Source organism: Lysinibacillus sp. Ag94 (genome assembly GCF_023242215.1).
In the GTDB taxonomy this organism is placed as follows: Bacteria; Bacillota; Bacilli; order Bacillales_A; family Planococcaceae; genus Lysinibacillus.
Window position 1 is genome coordinate 1,897,149 of record NZ_CP096780.1, and the last position, 16,987, is coordinate 1,914,135.

Annotated in this window: 13 protein-coding genes; 12 read left to right on the forward strand and 1 reads right to left on the reverse strand. The window is 39.7% G+C overall.

Annotated features, from left to right (window positions below; translation table 11 throughout):
* The first annotated feature begins 8 nt into the window (after positions 1-8).
* The 9 genes from MY533_RS08580 to MY533_RS08620 all read left to right on the forward strand — a co-directional run bounded on the left by MY533_RS08580 (position 9) and on the right by MY533_RS08620 (position 11,327).
* A complete protein-coding gene (locus MY533_RS08580) occupies positions 9-1,010 on the forward strand; it encodes a FecCD family ABC transporter permease (RefSeq protein ID WP_248718759.1) in 1,002 nt (333 codons plus the stop codon).
* Positions 1,003-2,010, forward strand: a complete 1,008-nt coding sequence (locus MY533_RS08585; protein ID WP_248718760.1) for a FecCD family ABC transporter permease — start codon at positions 1,003-1,005, stop codon at positions 2,008-2,010. The genes MY533_RS08580 and MY533_RS08585 overlap by 8 nt, the downstream gene beginning before the upstream one ends.
* A 999-nt stretch (positions 2,011-3,009) precedes the next feature.
* Positions 3,010-3,957, forward strand: a complete 948-nt coding sequence (locus MY533_RS08590; protein WP_248718761.1) for a nuclease-related domain-containing protein — start codon at positions 3,010-3,012, stop codon at positions 3,955-3,957.
* A gap of 536 nt (positions 3,958-4,493) precedes the next feature.
* Positions 4,494-4,922 carry a MarR family winged helix-turn-helix transcriptional regulator gene (locus tag MY533_RS08595; RefSeq protein ID WP_248718762.1) on the forward strand — a complete coding sequence of 143 codons (429 nt, stop codon included), beginning with the start codon at positions 4,494-4,496 and terminating at the stop codon, positions 4,920-4,922.
* A gap of 12 nt (positions 4,923-4,934) precedes the next feature.
* Positions 4,935-6,134 carry an MFS transporter gene (locus tag MY533_RS08600; RefSeq protein ID WP_248718763.1) on the forward strand — a complete coding sequence of 400 codons (1,200 nt, stop codon included), beginning with the start codon at positions 4,935-4,937 and terminating at the stop codon, positions 6,132-6,134.
* A gap of 141 nt (positions 6,135-6,275) precedes the next feature.
* Positions 6,276-7,142, forward strand: a complete 867-nt coding sequence (gene efeO, locus MY533_RS08605) for an iron uptake system protein EfeO (RefSeq protein WP_248718764.1) — start codon at positions 6,276-6,278, stop codon at positions 7,140-7,142.
* A gap of 6 nt (positions 7,143-7,148) precedes the next feature.
* Positions 7,149-8,408: an iron uptake transporter deferrochelatase/peroxidase subunit gene (gene efeB, locus MY533_RS08610; RefSeq protein ID WP_248718765.1), complete on the forward strand. Its 1,260-nt coding sequence runs from the start codon at positions 7,149-7,151 to the stop codon at positions 8,406-8,408.
* Entirely contained in the window at positions 8,383-10,098 is a 1,716-nt protein-coding gene (locus tag MY533_RS08615; protein ID WP_248718766.1) for an FTR1 family iron permease, read from the forward strand. Before efeB ends, MY533_RS08615 begins: the two co-directional genes overlap by 26 nt.
* 1,013 nt (positions 10,099-11,111) lie before the next feature.
* Positions 11,112-11,327, forward strand: a complete 216-nt coding sequence (locus MY533_RS08620) for a hypothetical protein (RefSeq protein WP_248718767.1) — start codon at positions 11,112-11,114, stop codon at positions 11,325-11,327.
* Positions 11,328-11,632: 305 nt separating this feature from the next.
* Here MY533_RS08620 and MY533_RS08625 read toward each other — a convergent pair whose 3' ends face one another.
* A complete protein-coding gene (locus MY533_RS08625; RefSeq protein WP_248718768.1) occupies positions 11,633-12,499 on the reverse strand; it encodes a pentapeptide repeat-containing protein in 867 nt (288 codons plus the stop codon).
* Positions 12,500-12,698: 199 nt separating this feature from the next.
* Here MY533_RS08625 and MY533_RS08630 point away from each other — a divergent pair, with 199 nt between their 5' ends.
* From MY533_RS08630 to MY533_RS08645, 3 genes are all read left to right on the forward strand, one after another.
* Complete coding sequence (locus MY533_RS08630) at positions 12,699-13,349, forward strand: TetR/AcrR family transcriptional regulator (RefSeq protein ID WP_248718769.1); 651 nt, start codon at positions 12,699-12,701, stop codon at positions 13,347-13,349.
* A 334-nt stretch (positions 13,350-13,683) separates the two neighbouring features.
* Complete coding sequence (locus MY533_RS08640; RefSeq protein ID WP_248718770.1) at positions 13,684-16,002, forward strand: ABC transporter permease; 2,319 nt, start codon at positions 13,684-13,686, stop codon at positions 16,000-16,002.
* 3 nt (positions 16,003-16,005) lie between these two features.
* A complete protein-coding gene (locus MY533_RS08645; RefSeq protein WP_248718771.1) occupies positions 16,006-16,764 on the forward strand; it encodes an ABC transporter ATP-binding protein in 759 nt (252 codons plus the stop codon).
* Positions 16,765-16,987: the final 223 nt, after the last annotated feature.

The window sequence follows — 16,987 nt, forward strand, 5'->3', positions numbered from 1 at the left end:
GAAGGCAAATGACAAAGTTTCGACATTTCCCATTTTGGCTTCAGGTGTTGCTTGCACTGATCTTATTAGCAGTGACAGTTACGATTTCGCTCTGTATCGGAGCGGCAAATACGAGTATTGAAGATGTCTTTCAAGCAATTGTAGGACGAGACGGCGGTAAGCATTATACTATTTTACGGGAAATTCGATTTCCACGAATTATTGCTGCTATTTTTGTAGGTAGTGCACTCGCAGTTGCTGGGGCTATTATGCAAGGGGTTACTAGAAATCCATTAGCAGATCCGGGACTTCTTGGCCTCACAGCAGGTGCGAATGCAGCACTTGCATTGACGATGGCATTTATCCCAAATTCGTCGTATTATATGCTTATTTTTGCATGTTTCGTAGGTGCAGGCGTAGGGATGATTGCTGTCTATGGTATTGGCGCTTCAACAAAAAATGGTTTTTCTCCATTAAAGTTAGTTTTGGCTGGGGCTGCTGTATCCGCGCTATTACAAGCAATAGCAGATGGTACGGGGATATTATTTCAAATTTCAAAAGATGTTTCGATGTGGACGAGTGGTGGTTTAATAGGCACTACATGGCAAGCTTTAATAATTGCTCCTATTATTTTGGTCGGATTAATTGTTGCGTTTGCGTTTAGTCGTCAGTTAACCATTTTAAGTTTAAATGAAGAAGTAGCTGTTGGGTTAGGACAAAATACAGCCGTTATTAAAGGAATTATGATGTTTGTCGTTGTCATTCTTGCAGGGTCCGCAGTAGCACTTGTAGGTAATCTAGCGTTTGTTGGGTTAATGGTGCCACATATTGTCCGTGTAATTGTAGGGACAGACTATCGATTTGTTTTACCGATGAGTGCTATTATCGGTGGATGGTTTATGGTAACAGCGGATTTTGCAGGTAGAATAATTAATGCGCCATATGAAACTCCGGTAGTTGCGATTATTTCAATTATTGGCCTTCCGTTCTTCTTACTTCTTGTTCGGAAGGGAGGGCGTCAAATTGTTTAATGTCGGGCGAAAAAAACAACGTAGCTGGCTAATTGCTTGGATCTTATTAACAATAGTCATTTTTGTTATGGGTATTTCAATGGGAGCAGCTTCGGTTTCGATTGATCGCATCATACCGATTTTAATGGGAGATGGTAGTTTCAAAGAATCATTCGTATTGTTCTCTGTTCGCTTGCCCAGATTGTTTGTACTGGCAGCAGCCGGTATGGCTTTAGCTTTAGCTGGTGCCGTTTTGCAGGGGGTGACCCGTAATGACTTAGCGGACCCTGGTATTATTGGGATTAATGCGGGTGCAGGTGTTGGGATTACACTTTTTTATCTCCTTGTCAATGGAGATGTACCTAACTTTGCGTATATGTTGCCGCTTGTAGGATTTTGTAGCGCTTTATTAACGGCACTCTGCATTTACTTTTTCTCGTATAAGCGCAATGAAGGTGTGCAGCCGGTCCAACTTATTTTAGTCGGAGTAGGTGTAGCATCTGCCTTATCGGGTGTAATGATCATATTAATTTCCTCAGCTGAGCGTAATGATGTGCAATTTATCGCGCAATGGCTTGCAGGCAATATTTGGGGAGCAGATTGGCCATTTTTCTGGGCTTTATTGCCTTGGCTTGTGCTAGGCATTCCATTTATTTTTTATAAAGCAAATGTGTTAAATGTACTGGCAATGACCGAACAAACGGCGGTTGGCTTAGGCTTAAACATCGAACGAGAGCGCTTACAATTAATAATTGTCTCTGTAGCACTAGCTGCGGCAGCTGTATCAGTCACAGGAGGCATTGCCTTTATTGGTCTCATGGCTCCACATATTGCAAAGCAGCTTGTCGGACCGCGTTTCCAGTTCTTTTTACCCGTAACATTGTTTATCGGTGCAAGCTTACTAATGCTAGCGGATACAATTGGCCGCGTAGCTATTTCAAGTGCGACAGTGCCAGCAGGTATTATCGTCGCATGTATCGGTGCACCATATTTTTTATATTTACTACGAAAAAACGACTGAATGGCTTTAGCTGTTCAGTTGTTTTTTTGGAAAGGTTTTGTAGCGACGGAATGCAATCTTAGGGAAACGGATAGGATTTGTAGCGACGGAAAGGAAAGCCTCATCGACGGATAGAAGACTCAGAACGACGGAAAGAACTAGGACAACGACGGAAAGCAATCTCAGGGAGACGGATGGAATTTGTAGCGACGGAAAGCAAAGCCTCATCGACGGAAAGAAGTCTCAGAACGACGGAAAGAACTAGGACAACGACGGAAAGCAATCTCAGGGAGACGGATGGAATTTGTAGCGACGGAAAGGAAAGCCTCATCGACGGATAGAAGACTCAGAACGACGGAAAGAACTAGGACAACGACGGAAAGCAATCTCAAGGAGACGGATGGAATTTGTGGCGACGGAAAGGAAAGCCCCATCGACGGATATAAGACTCAGAACGACGGAAAGAACTTGGATAACGACGGAAAGCAATCTCAAGGAGACGGATGGAATTTGTAGCGACGGAAAGGTAAGTCTCATCGATGGATAGAACTAGGACAACGACGGAAAGCGATCTCAAGGAGACGGATGGAATTTGTAGCGACGGAAAGGAAAGCCCTATCGACGGAAAGAAGTCTCAGAACGACGGAAAGAACTAGGACAACGACGGAAAGCGATCTCAAGGAGACGGATGGAATTTGTAGCGACGGAAAGGTAAGTCTCATCGATGGATAGAAGACTCAGACCGACGGAAAGAACTAGGACAACGACAGAAAGCAATCTTAAGGAGGCGGATGGAATTTGTAGCGACGGAAAGGAAAGCCCCATCGACGGAAAGAAGTCTCAGAACGACGGAAAGCGAGCAAAAAAATACTATCAAGAGCTGAAACGTTGGAAATTTTTCGTTCTTTCTGTCTAAAAAACTAGGTGAAAAATTTTATTTTTACCCCTTGTATTTCAAGTTTTTTTGAACCCCTTTTTATGAGGTTCTTTTTTTATAAAATAGGTATAGGAGGTGAAAAAATGATTTTATTAGAACGTCATGAATCGGAGCAACACAAAATATTAGAGGCATTGATACGAAGATTACCTAGCACACATACTGAATACATTAATTATTTTGAGAGGTTGAGGCGTATACACGCAGGCTTTGCTGGGGAGCAAAGAGTAGATGCCGAATGGCTTGAAATCATGTTACCTCAACCTCATTATTTTCTTCATGATTTACAAATTCTTAATCAGTATGGTACTACTCATCAAATAGACACCGTTTTACTTTGTCCTCAATTTATATTGATACTCGAAATTAAAAATGTGACAGGCTTTCTAGATTTCGATGAATCTTTTCATCAATTTACGCGAACTACAACAGAAGGCGATGTCGTGGGAATGACGAATCCAATTCATCAAAGTAGACGCCATATGGAGTGGATGATGGGTATGTTACAACAGTCAAGGCTTGAGATTCCCGTTCAATATGCTGTCGTTTTGGCAACGAAGAATGCTATTTTATCGAAAAGTTTAAGGGGACAACCAATTTTTCATGTTTCAGGTTTACGTTATCACGTACGAGAATGGCTTCAACTGCATAAAGAGACAGTGGTGAATGAGAAAAAGCTCTTTCAATTTGCTTCTAAATTATTGTCCATGCATAGGCCCATAAAAAGAGAAATAGTATTGCCTGTTCAGGATTTAGTAAAAGGCGTGCTATGCGAAAGTTGTTTAAATGGACAGACAATGAACTATCGTTACCCAAAATGGTATTGTCAATGCTGCGGAGCAGTTGATCGAGAGGCCATTTTTAGGAGGCTTGAAGATTATCGATTGCTAGTAGGCGAAACGTTAACAAATAGAAGCTTTTGTGAGTTTTTTGCAATCGATTCGCCGAATACCGCTTATAAATTACTACAAAAGTTACCTTTGAAAGCTGAGGGAACAAAAAGTAATAGGAAATATTTAATTATTAATTAACTTGCAAAAATTCAAGCGGTCTGAAATTTTGCTAAAAAATGTAGAAGGAAAAAAGTCTTGAAGCGACGGAAAGAACCAAGGTTCCGCTGGAGAAAACCCTAAAGTGACGGATAGAATTAGGGGCGACGGAAAGCAAAGCCCCATCGACGGAAAAAAGTCTCGAAGCGACAGAAAGAACTAAGATACCGACGGAAGAAAACCCTAAAGTGACGGATAGAATTAGGGGCGACGGAAAGCAAAGCTCCATCGACGGAAAGAAGTGTCGAAGCGACGGAAGCAATCAAGGTACCGACGAAAGAAAACCCTAAAGTGACGGATAGAATTAGGGGCCGACAGAAAGCAAAGCCCCATCGACGGAAAGAAGTCTTGAAGCGACGGAAGGAACTAAGGTACCGACGGATAAAAACCAAAAAGTGACGGAAAGAACAACCAGCCCGACGGCTCCCCAGTTCAAAATGCCAAATTTCTCGCTAATTCCGACTAGACAAATAAAAAATAAAGATATATAGTTAGTTAGGCTAACTAACTAAAAAGGAGTGATATTTTTGACGATTGAACAAGAGTTTTTTAATCAGTACCGCTTAATGTACAGACCGTTTATTAATTTAGTGAATGAGCAGTTAGGGAAATATCAACTGTATAGCTCTCAATGGGCTCTCCTTCGATTATTGAAGGATAAAGGGCCACATACATTTGTTGATATTGCGAATTTTATGTATATTGAAAAGCCGAGTGTGACAAGGCTTGTACAAAAGCTTGTGGACCTTGGCTACGTGGAAACGGTAGCGGGTAGGGATAAACGTGAAAAGCTTGTACAATTAACGGTTAATGGTGAATTGATTGTGCAAGAAATTCAAGCGCATTTAAAACCAACTATGGAACAGGCACTCGCAGGGGTATCAGAGCGAGATATTGAAATTGCGACACAAGTTTTAGCGAACATTTGTGCAAACATCAATCAGTAGGAGAGAAAAAAAGTGGAAGCATCTAGACAAAAACTTTGGACGAAGGACTTTTTAATCGTCTCAGTCATTAACTTTACCATTACCTTAATATTTTTTTTATTGATGGTAACAATTGCAGGCTATGCGGTTGAGCATTTTGGGGCTTCAACTAGTACCGCAGGGCTTGTATCGAGTATTTTTATTATTGGTACATTATTTGGTCGTCTCGGGACTGGACGTATCATTGGGGATTGGGGTAGCAAAAAAACACTATTTTGTGGATTATTATTGTTTATGCTATCAACGATGTCTTATTTTATCGCGACGAATTTGCCCTTTCTTATGCTTAATCGTTTAGTACAAGGGATTGCACTTGGGGTGGCTAGTACGGCGACAGGAACAATTATTGCCCAAATTTTACCGCCTGAGCGACGAGGGGAAGGTATCGGTTATTATAGCTTAAGTGCTATTTTAGCAACGGCTATAGGACCTTTTGTAGGTATTCTTTTAACACAGCTGTTTGCAGATTACCGGATGATTTTTGCTGTTGATTCCGTATTAGCTATTGTTTGCTTTTTGATGTATTTTATCGTAACCATTCCAGATGCACCGAAGAAGGCAAAAGAAATGGCTGAGAAAACAGGATTTAAGCTATCCAATTTTATCGAAATGCGTGCTGTGCCAATTGCTTTTGTGGCGCTCGTTATTGGCTTTGCCTATTCAGGGGTTATGTCATTTATGACGTTTTATGCGAAAGAGCTTGATTTGGTAACAGCGGGAAGTTATTTCTTTATTATTTATGCAATTGTCATTTTAGCGACACGTCCATTTACAGGGAAATTACTTGATACTAGAGGTGCGAACATTGTAATTTATCCATGTCTAGTCATTTTTGCAGTCGGTATGTACGCTTTTAGTTCGGCGACAAGTAGTATTGTCTTTTTACTAGCTGCTGCTTGCATAGGAATTGGCTATGGCAATTTCAATTCAGTAGCGCAAGCAATCGCTATTAAAGTTACACCAAATGAACGTTTAGGACTTGCGACATCGACATATTTTATTTTATATGATTTAGGTTTAGGTGTTGGTCCTTATTTCTTAGGATTCTTCGTTCCGACTTCGGGGTACAGTGCTATTTTCTTTGCGATGGTATTCGTTATTTTAGTTTCAATTGTCCTTTATTATTTTTTATATGGAAAAAGTGAAAATGTAAAACAAGCAAAAATTTCATAGTTTAGAATCTTATATTGAAGAAAAAACATTATTATCACCTAGATAATGATGTTTTTTTCTTTAATTAAAAATACTTCTTGCAATCGAGGATGATAATCATTATCATTCTTATATAAACTATTTCGGAAGTAGGTACTTAGCATGAAAAAAACATCATTATTGTCAGTATTAGTTGCAGGGGGCATTCTTATGACTGGCTGTGGCAATACAGATGAAGCTAAAAAAGAAGATAAGCCTGCAACAGAGCAAGTAGAAAAAGGTACAAAAGTTGATTTATCCGTTGAAACTGCTGCCTATCAAAAATTTGCCTTAGAGCAAATGGATCAATTCTTACTAGAAACAGAAAAATTTGTGAACGCATTTAAAGCCGGTGACATTGAAAAAGCAAAAGCTGCCTATGCACCAGCACGTATGTATTTCGAGCGCTCAGAGCCAATCGCTGAGAGCTTTGGCGACCTGGATCCACGTATTGACGGTCGTTTAGCTGATATTAAAGAAGAAGGTAAGGGCGAAGAAGAATGGTCAGGTTATCATAAGCTTGAACATGCGCTTTGGGTAGAAAATAAAACTGCAGGCTACGAGGCAATTGCAAATCAATTACTAGCAGACGCTAAAGAATTACACGCTTTAGTTCAAACTGTAGAAGTATCACCAGATTTAATGATTACAGGTGCGGTTGATTTATTAAATGAAGTATCAACATCTAAAATCACTGGTGAAGAAGAAATCTATTCTCACACAGACCTATATGACTTTAAAGCCAACATTGAAGGTGCAGAAAAAATCTTTGAAATCCTACGTCCGAAATTAGAAGCGAAAGACAAAGACTTAGTAGTAACATTGGATGAAAAGTTCAAAGCAGTAGATGATTTATTGGCCAAGCATGCAACGGCTAATGGCGGGTATGTTTCTTATGAAGAATTAACTGAAGAAAACACAAAAGCACTTGCAGCAGCCGTAAATCAACTTGGAGAACCATTAAGCCAAATGGGTATTATTTTGGAGTGATAATAAATGACAGTGTCAAATGATGAAAAATGGATCAATAAAAAAATATCTAGACGTGACATGTTAAAGTTAACAGGTATGGGAGTAGCTGGTGTAGCAATCGGTGCTTCTGGCTTAGGTGGTGTTATGAAAGTAATGGGCTATGATGTGTTTGAGCCTGTTGCAGACAGCACGACAGCAGTTAACAAAGTTGATTTCTATGGAAAACATCAATCTGGCATTATTACACCTGTTCAGACAAATATATATTTTGCTTCTTTGGATGTTTTATTTACATCAAAGAAAGAACTACAAGAGTTGTTCAAACAATGGACACCTCTTGTTGTACGTTTAATGAATGGTGAATTAATGGTAGATTTAACAACAAATACTAGAGTGCCGACAGGAGATACGGGTGAAGCGGATGGCTTAGATGCTTCAAACTTATCGATTACAATAGGTGTAGGACCTTCTTTGTTTGATAAACTTGGTATCCAGCATTTGAAGCCTGAGGAATTAAAAGACTTACCTCATTTCCCGAAGGATCAATTACAAAAAGAATTTACTGGTGGGGATCTTTGTATTCAAGCATGTGCGGATGATCCACAAGTGGCATTCCACGCTGTACGTAATTTAGTTCGTGCAGCTTCTGGTAAGGTAGAAATTAAATGGTCACAGGCAGGATTTAACTCATTCCCAGCTGGCGGAGGCTCACCTAGAAATTTATTTGCTTTCAAGGATGGTACGGTAAATCCATCGAGTACCGATGAAAAAGATTTAAATAAAGTAGTATGGGTCGATAAAGGTTGGCTAAAAGGTGGCTCTTATTTAGTAGCTCGTAAAATACAGATGCATCTTGAAACATGGGATCGTACATCTTTAAAAGATCAGGAAGCAACATTTGGTCGTTATCGCGATAGTGGTGCACCTATTGGTAAAAAGAAAGAATTTGATGATTTCGATGTAGAGGCGAAGGATAGTAATGGTGAATATATTATGCCAGATACTTCACATGTGCACTTGGCACGTAAATCGGGTGCACGTATTTTACGTCGTTCATACTCTTATGCATCTGGAGTTATGACGAATACGGGTACGCATGATGCCGGACTATTATTTATATCTTATCAAAAAGACCCAGCCCAGTTTACAACAGTCCAAAATAGCTTAGGGCGAATGGATAAATTGAATGAGTACATTACCCATCGAGGCAGCGCAGTGTTTGCTTGCTTCCCTGGTGTATCAAAGGGGAGTTATATAGGTGAAGCACTTTTTAACGCGCTGTAGTTTAGTACTTTGCTTGTTATTGGCACTTGCAGTACCAGTGCAGGCAGCGCAATCATATAGTCATTTGTACATTTCTATTAGTGATGCGCTAATGAATACGAAGCAGGACAAAGAAGCCGAGGCAGAACATGCACTTGAACAATTTGCCACAGACTGGGCATCGGTCACGTCTGAGCAAAAGGACGCAAAAGTAAAAGTAGATGAAATTCTTGCGCAAGCAGTTAAAGCTACTTCCAAAGAAGAGCGTTTAAAGGCATTGTCTGACTTGTCAAATGCCTTACGTGCTTTAGAAAAGCTTGAGAATCCTGTAGATGAAGCTGCGCAGCGAGCAGAATTTGGCACAAAATTTAAACCTAACATGAAAGCATTTGAAGATGCCTTAGCAAGTGGTGATTTAACTAAAATCGACGCAGCATATAAGGATTTTAATACGAAATGGAAGAAAATAGAACGTCCTGTACGTGAGCAAAGTATTGCGATGTACGGACAAATTGAAACACAGATGGCCTTTATCCGAATCTCACTTGCTTCGGAAAAGCCAGATGTAGCCTTAATGCAATCTCAATATGCAGAATTAAAACAAACAATCGAGGATTTTGTAGCAGGTAATGATACGGCGGAAGTTGTTGAAGGTGAGTATTCTTTAGCAACACTAGTCGCTTATATTGATGAGGCAAACGATTTTATCGATGCAGGTGATTACAAGGCTGCATCTGATAAAATTCGAGAGTTCATTAAAATATGGCCAAGTGTAGAAATTGGTATTTCCACACGTAACGGCAGCCTTTATACAAAAATTGAAAGTGATATGCCGATCCTCGTTAGTGACTTATTAAAGTCTAACGTCGATACCAAAGCAGTTCAAAGTAAGCTTGATACTTTCCGCACTGAAATTGAACTGATTCAAGGTGACTCGGATTATACTCTGTGGGATGCATCATTAATCTTACTGCGAGAGGGCTTAGAGGCACTGCTTATTATTATGGCATTAGTATCGTTCTTAGAGAAATCTGGACAAAAAACAATGCGCAAATGGATATATGTTGGCGCATTAGTAGGCATCTTCGTATCAGCGATAGCAGCTGTTTTAATGTCGACACTTTTCCAATCTGCGACAATTGATACAAGTCGAGAGCTGATGGAAGGTTATATTGGATTACTAGCAGCAGCGATGATGATTGGCGTTGGTATTTGGCTCCATAGTAAATCAAGCGTGACAAGCTGGAATCGCTATATCTCCAAACAAATGGGCAATGCCATCTCAAGTGGCTCGGTGTTTGCGATGGCAGTAATTAGCTTCTTATCCGTTTTCCGTGAAGGGGCAGAAACACTTGTCTTTTATGCGGGGATTGCACCTAAAATGGAGACATCTCAATTTGTGCTAGGTATCGTAGTAGCACTTATATTATTAACTATTTTTGCAGTTGTGTTACTGAAAGCAAGTGGAAAAATTCCAATTCATAAATTTTTCGCAGTGGCAACAGTGTTAATCTATGTATTGGCGTTTAAAATAATTGGTGTCAGTCTGCATACACTGCAGCTAAGAGATACAGTCTCAACAACAATTGTAGATGGCTTGCCAGTTATGAGCTTCATTGGTTTTTATCCAACAGTAGAAACAATGATTGGACAAGCGATTTTACTTTTACTTGTTGTAGCTACGGTCATTTATAAAAAGAAACAAAAATAAATAGGAGGGGCAGATGAATTTATTTTCATCTGCCTTTTTGCTTTTCAATAAAAAAATGAATCTATATGAGCACTAAACAAAGGTTTATTTTTTTGTAAATTGGACGTTGATATAATTTACTGCATCGTTACAAAAGGAAAATAAATAGGCTCATTTTTACAATACAACTTTACGACTTTATGTAATTAATTGTATTGTTGCCTTTCCTGAACAAGTAGAAAAGGGTACTATTGTATGGGGAGGATGGATATGGTAAAAGATATAAAGAAAAGTATAGGATCGACACCAAAATGTGTGGTTGATTTCCGTTCCGACTGGGCGCTTTGCCGCTGACGCTTCGCTTTCGCGCAGAGCAGAGCTTCCTGGGGGCGTCCGATGAGCCGCTTCGCTGCGCTGCAGGGTCTCATCTGTGACGCTGATCCCCGAGGAGTCGCCCAGTCTCCACTCCAATCAACTATTTACATAGTAGACGTTTAAACTAAAGTCATCCACAACTTTTGGTGATGAACCAAAATATACACTATTCGCTAATTTTTTTCATACTATTTATTATCATTCAATGGTATTTCGTGATGACATTCAATGGGGGCAAATTATTGGAACTTCAATTTTATATTTCCTTTTTAATATATTTTACGATTGGGCAAATATTCCCTATAAATGGAAGAAGGAGTAACTTATTTGCGTTTTAATTCGAATAGGCTACATAAAATTACTACGAGAGCTAACTCAAAGTTGGATCTCTTTTGGCGGATGTCAAAGCCTCCACTGATATAGAGGAACTTAGAGGCAATTTATCTGTGTCAAAGCGAAGCAACAGCAACAATAGATTTTATCTGCTCGAAAGCAAAGCACCAGCAACAATAGATTTTATCTGCTCGAAAGCAAAGCACCAGCAATAATAGGTTTTATCTGTACTAAAGCCAAGCAACAGCACAATAGGGTTTTATGAACATCAACACATGACTCAGTGACCAACATCAAGTTGGCCTAAAGTAGACGGGGGAATGAAGATGGTTAGTGAAAAACACGGTAATGAAAGTAATGAAACCTACAGTTATAATACCTACAATATTTTTGCATATATTATAGGTATTCTATTTTCACCATTACTAGGGGTGATTATGGGAATTGTAGGTGTAATACAGCGTAAGAAAAATGCTTGGAGTATTATTATCATTTCAATTCTTGGTTGGGTTTTAAATGTATTGGTAATTAATAATCTATAAATGTGGCTTTACTAGAGTAGGGATTGTTTAATCATTGGTTACAATTTTTTTATGAATTTTTGCTTCCACAATCTAGGGGACTTATGCGTATTATAACTCATATACGAAAGTCCTTTTGTTATGTTGTTCTCTCATTTCCAGGAGCGCTTCGACATCTTCATATGTTGCATTGCATCTCTTTGAACAGTCAAAGCGGTGATTAATTTTAATCAATCTATTTTAGATACCATCCAGCTTTCAGCAAACAATATAGTGTTTTTTCTCAATTTTTGAGGGGGGATTGCTGACTTCCCCTCTTTCAGAAGTTAGTTATGCCAATGTGACGGACGTTTTAGGTGGGAGGGTAATTTTGTTTGTTGATTGCCCTGTGCTGAATTTATTTGCATTTGGGTTAAAAACATACTGCTAGAAAGGTCTGCGCCGCATAAATTGGCGTCACGTAAATCCGCACCTATAAAATCAACACCTTTTAAATCTGCATTTTGTAGGTTAGCGGCAATTAAATAAGCTCCTCTAAGATCAGTTGCTCTTAAATCCTTGCCCTTTAAATTCTTTCCAATCCAATCAACTCCACGATAGTCATACTTTCGAGCGCTTTTTCCATTAATTTTTTCGATAAAGCTTTGGCGAATTTGCTCACTTGTTTCTAACAGTAAAACATTCACCGGCAGTCGGAAATTAGGAATATCTATTGCTAGTATTGCATCTGCTTCTAGCTCAGTTGCACGCTGTAGCTGTTCTAATTGTCTATGTAGCTTGTTAAATAGGAATGAATCGACCGTATACGATAATGCCTCTGCGACGTAGGCAATCATTTCATACAGTTGTTCCATAATCGGAAAAACACGAAACATTTTCTCTGAAATTTCAGGGTGTTGTCGCCAGTCTTGTCCATGGAAAGTTGTTTGTGACACTTTTTGCCCTGCCCCTAAACAATCAAAAACTGTACATCCTTTAAACCCTTGATCTCTAAGTGTACTATGAATTTGACAGCTAAAATTGGATTGTAGATTAGGGCAAGGTGTGCCAGCTGCTTTACTAATGGCAAAGTCGCTAGAAGCAGCAATATTTAAAGCTGTGCAACATAGACCAAAACAGCTTTGGCAATCGGCCTGTAAGCCTTCACGTATTTTTTTTCCTATTGTATAATCGATTTTTTTTACTTCAGCCATGATGTTTACCTCACTTAACACATTAACTTTTTACATTTTATTCTATCACTTATTATGCGTTAAAAGGATAATTTTGTATGGATGAATTTATAATTGATCTCTAGATATTTACAAAATCGGAACAGCCGCCTATTGACAATTTATTGTAAAATGCTATAATTTTCATCGACAGACAGTCGGTCTATGAGGAGGGTTAAAAATGAGAAAAGAAGCGATGGAGCGCAGAAACGAAATACTGGATGTGGCTGATGAGCTTTTTGGTCAGAAGGGCTTTGATGGCACTAGTACTAACGATATTCTCAAAAAGGTCGGAATTGCACGAGGAACGCTGTATTATCACTTCAAGTCGAAGGAAGATATTATGGACGCGCTAATTGAGCGGTATAATGCTCAAATTTTAAGTGCAGCCACTCGAATTGCTGCAGATAAGAGCATAGCCGTTCACGAGCGAATTGTTCGTGTTGTGATGGCATTAAACATAAGTGATGGAAACGGCAAGGAAATTATTGACCATATACATAAGCCTCAGAACGCGCTTATGCATCAGAAAATACAAAAGGTTATTATGAACGGTCTTCCCCCAATACTGACGGAAATAATCCGTGAGGGGATTGAGCAAGGACTATTCAGTACACCGTATCCGTATGAATGTATGGAAATGATTGTGGCCTATACGAATACCGTTTTTGATGATGATATGGTTGATATAACCGATGAAGAACGTGCTGCGCGTATACCAGCTTTTGTCTTCAACGTAGAAAGACTACTCGGTGTCGAAAGCGGAAGTCTTATGTACATGATGAAAATGTTTGGCAATGGCGGTGAAGAAAATAGAAACAACGATGGTTGATTCAGAGGATATTTTCAAAAAAATTCTTCTGCTTTGGTCAGGGCAGCTAATTTCAGCAATAAGGAGCGGGCTTACAGTGTTTGGGCTTGCGATCTATGTTTTCCAGCAGACGGGAAAGGCATCGGCAATGACGCTTAGATTTTTACTTGCGTTTTTGCCTTCGCTTTCGGGTATACTTGCAGCTAATTGACGGCGGATTGCCTGCTAACACCGGTACAGGTTATGGTAAAGGAACGGGCTTACTCATCATAATCGCTGGCATTTTATTATGTGTTCCTTCGTTCATTCTGTTCAATTTGAAGTCAGTTAAAAAGCTTGAAAACAGAGGTGACGTATGTATTTCAGATTAATCCGTAATGACATTGCTAAAAGCAAACTGATAACGTTGACAACAATGATATTTGTCGCTGCTGCGGCCATGCTCGTTTCCCTTTCGGCGATACTTATTGTCAATCTTTCTGGTGCGATCGATTCTCTAATGAATCAAGCGAAAACGCCGCATTTTATGCAAATGCACTCGGGGGATATTGATACTGTACGACTTACGAATTTCGCGGAGCAAAACAACTATGTTGATGAATTTCAAGTGCTTGAGTTTCTTAATATGGACAATGGGCAAATTATTTTAGGTGATCGTTCGCTTGTAAATAATGTTCAAGACAATGGTTTCAGTATACAGAGTGAAAAATTTGATTATCTTCTTGATCTTGATGGAAACGTCATAAACGTATCCGATGGGGAGCTTTATGTTCCGATAAACTATATGAAGGACATCGATATAAAGGTCGGTGATAAAGCCGTAATCGGTGGAAAGAAATTTACTGTGGCGGGCTTCCTTCGTGATTCACAGATGAATTCTATGTTGTCTTCCTCAAAAAGATTTTTAGTTAGCCCGAATGATTACGTGGCAATAAAAGACAATGGAAGTACGGAATATTTGATTGAGTTTAGATTAAAGGATTTATCTGCGCTTAGTGAATTTGAAACTGCTTATGCCTCCGCAGGGCTTGAAGCGAACGGACCAACGATTACATATCCACTTTTCAAAACACTTAACGCAATTTCCGATGGGCTGCTGATAGCAGTTATCCTTCTTATAAGCGTTCTAGTCGTTGCAATCGCCTTTCTGTGCATCCGTTTTACACTCCTTGCGAAAATCGAGGATGATTACCGTGAAATTGGTGTTATGAAGGCGTTAGGGCTGCGTCTTTCTGACATTAAGAAAATTTATCTTGCGAAGTACACAGCGATTGCAGCAGCGGGGAGTATTCTCGGTTTTGCACTTTCGTTAATATTCAAAGACCTGCTTCTTGAAAATATCCGACTTTATATGGGCGAAAGCAAAAACGCTTCGTTTGCCGCGGTATTAGGAATAATTGGCATTCTGCTTGTATTCCTAGCGATAATTGCCTATGTAAGCGGAGTACTAAGACGATTTCGGAAAATATCTGCTGCAGAAGCAATACGTTTTGGCATTTCACAGGAAAAAAACGCAGGGACAAAGCGCTTTTGCCTGCATAGAAATAAGTTGCTTAACACGAATATTTTTCTCGGTATCAAAGATGTTCTTGCAAGGAAAAGACTTTACGCTACAATGCTTGCCGTACTTGTAATTTCATCATTTATCATAATTGTTCCACAAAACCTTTACAACACGATTTCCTCAACAAGTTTCATTAAATATATGGGTATTGGAAACTACGATATTCGTATCGATATTCAGCAGACTGATCATATTTCTAAAAAATCTGCCGAAGTTTTAACATCTATGAACAACGACAGGTTCATTTCAAAATATACCATCCTTACAACAAAGACATTTAAAACAAAAATGGAAGACGGTTCGGAAGAAAATATAAAAATCGAGCTTGGCGACCATTCGATATTCCCCATTCAATATACCGAAGGCAGAGCACCCGTAGTTGAAAACGAAATTGCACTTTCATCCTTGAACGCTGATGAAATGAGGAAAAATGTCGGTGATGTCATTACGGTCGTGAGGAAGGGGAAGGACATAAAGCTCACGGTAAGTGGCATTTATTCTGACATTACGAACGGCGGAAAAACGGCAAAGGCTGTTTTTACTGATAATTCGGAAGGTATAATGTGGAGCGTGATCTGCGCGAAGCTTTCACATAAATCTCTTGTTAATGAAAAAGTCTCAGAGTATGCGGACAGATTTACTTTCGCTAAGATTTCCAATATCGATGAATTTGTAACTCAAACATTCGGCTCGACTATAAAATCGGTAGGTAAGGCATCCATTGCTGCAATTGCCATAGCACTCATAATAACGGTACTAGTAACACTGTTGTTTATGAAAATGCTTGTCACAAAGGACAGATATTCTATTGCCGTTATGAAAGCATTAGGTTTTACAAACCCGGATATTACGATACAGTTTGCATCGCGAGCGGTATTCGTATCAATGATCGGAATTATTCTTGGTACTCTACTAGCAAATACACTCGGAGAAGTACTGGCAGGGGCGGTTATCTCCTCGTTTGGGGCGTCGTCGTTTAGTTTTTCAATCAATCCACTTTCCGCGTACGTGCTTTGTCCGTTAATGATGGTTTGCTCGGTACTAATCACAACAATAATTGGTACATCGGGCGCGGGGAAAATAAAAATATCCGAAAATATAAAGGAGTAGCTTATGAAGAAGATTATCATCGGTGAACATATTGTAAAATCTTTCGGCGAGGGTGATGAAAAGTGCAATGTTCTCGACGGAGCGTCCGTTGACATAAACGAGGGTGAGTTTGTTGCAATAATGGGACCCTCTGGTTCGGGTAAATCAACGCTAATGTTTGCATTAAGCGGCATGGACAGTATTGACGGCGGAAGGATTATTTTTGATGGCATTAATCTATCGTCAATCGGGGAGGTTGAACTTTCAGATGTACGTAGAACTAAAATGGGCTTTGTATTTCAGCAGCCAACGATGCTTAAAAATCTAAATCTTCTAGATAATATTATTCTGCCATTAATGCGCGAGAATAGAAAAAATGTTGCAAAAATATCAGAGAAGGCACGAGCACTTATGAAGAGAGTTGGTATAGAGGAGCTTAAAATGCGCGACATTACACAAGTTTCGGGAGGGCAGCTACAGCGAGCAGGGATCTGTCGAGCGCTTTTGAACAACCCGAAAATCATCTTCGGCGATGAACCAACAGGTGCTCTTAACTCAAAATCAGCACAGGAGATTATGGACATCTTTTCCGAAATTAACGAGGGCGGAACTGCGATAATGCTTGTCACTCATGATGTAAAGGTAGCGGCGCGGACAGAGCGTGTTTTGTTTATGCGAGATGGAAAAATCGTAAGTGAGCTAAAGCTTCCAAAGTTTGACGGAACGAATATTGATGACAGACTAGGGAAAGTAACGGAGAAAATGTGGGAAATAGGGATATAAGTTGTTAGATCAACAAAGGCTGAATGAGAATCTGGGGGGGAACGAATGCGTCCTGTAATAACGCCTTCTTGATCAACTTCCTGCCGACCAAGCAGCTCAGCGGACTGTTCCTTGCCTGGTTAGCGGCGGAATTTTGGGTTTTAGCGGCGATCCTCGCTTGGTTAGCGGCGGAATTCCAAGTTTTAGTGGCGATCCTTGCTTGGTTAGCGGCGCAACTCACACT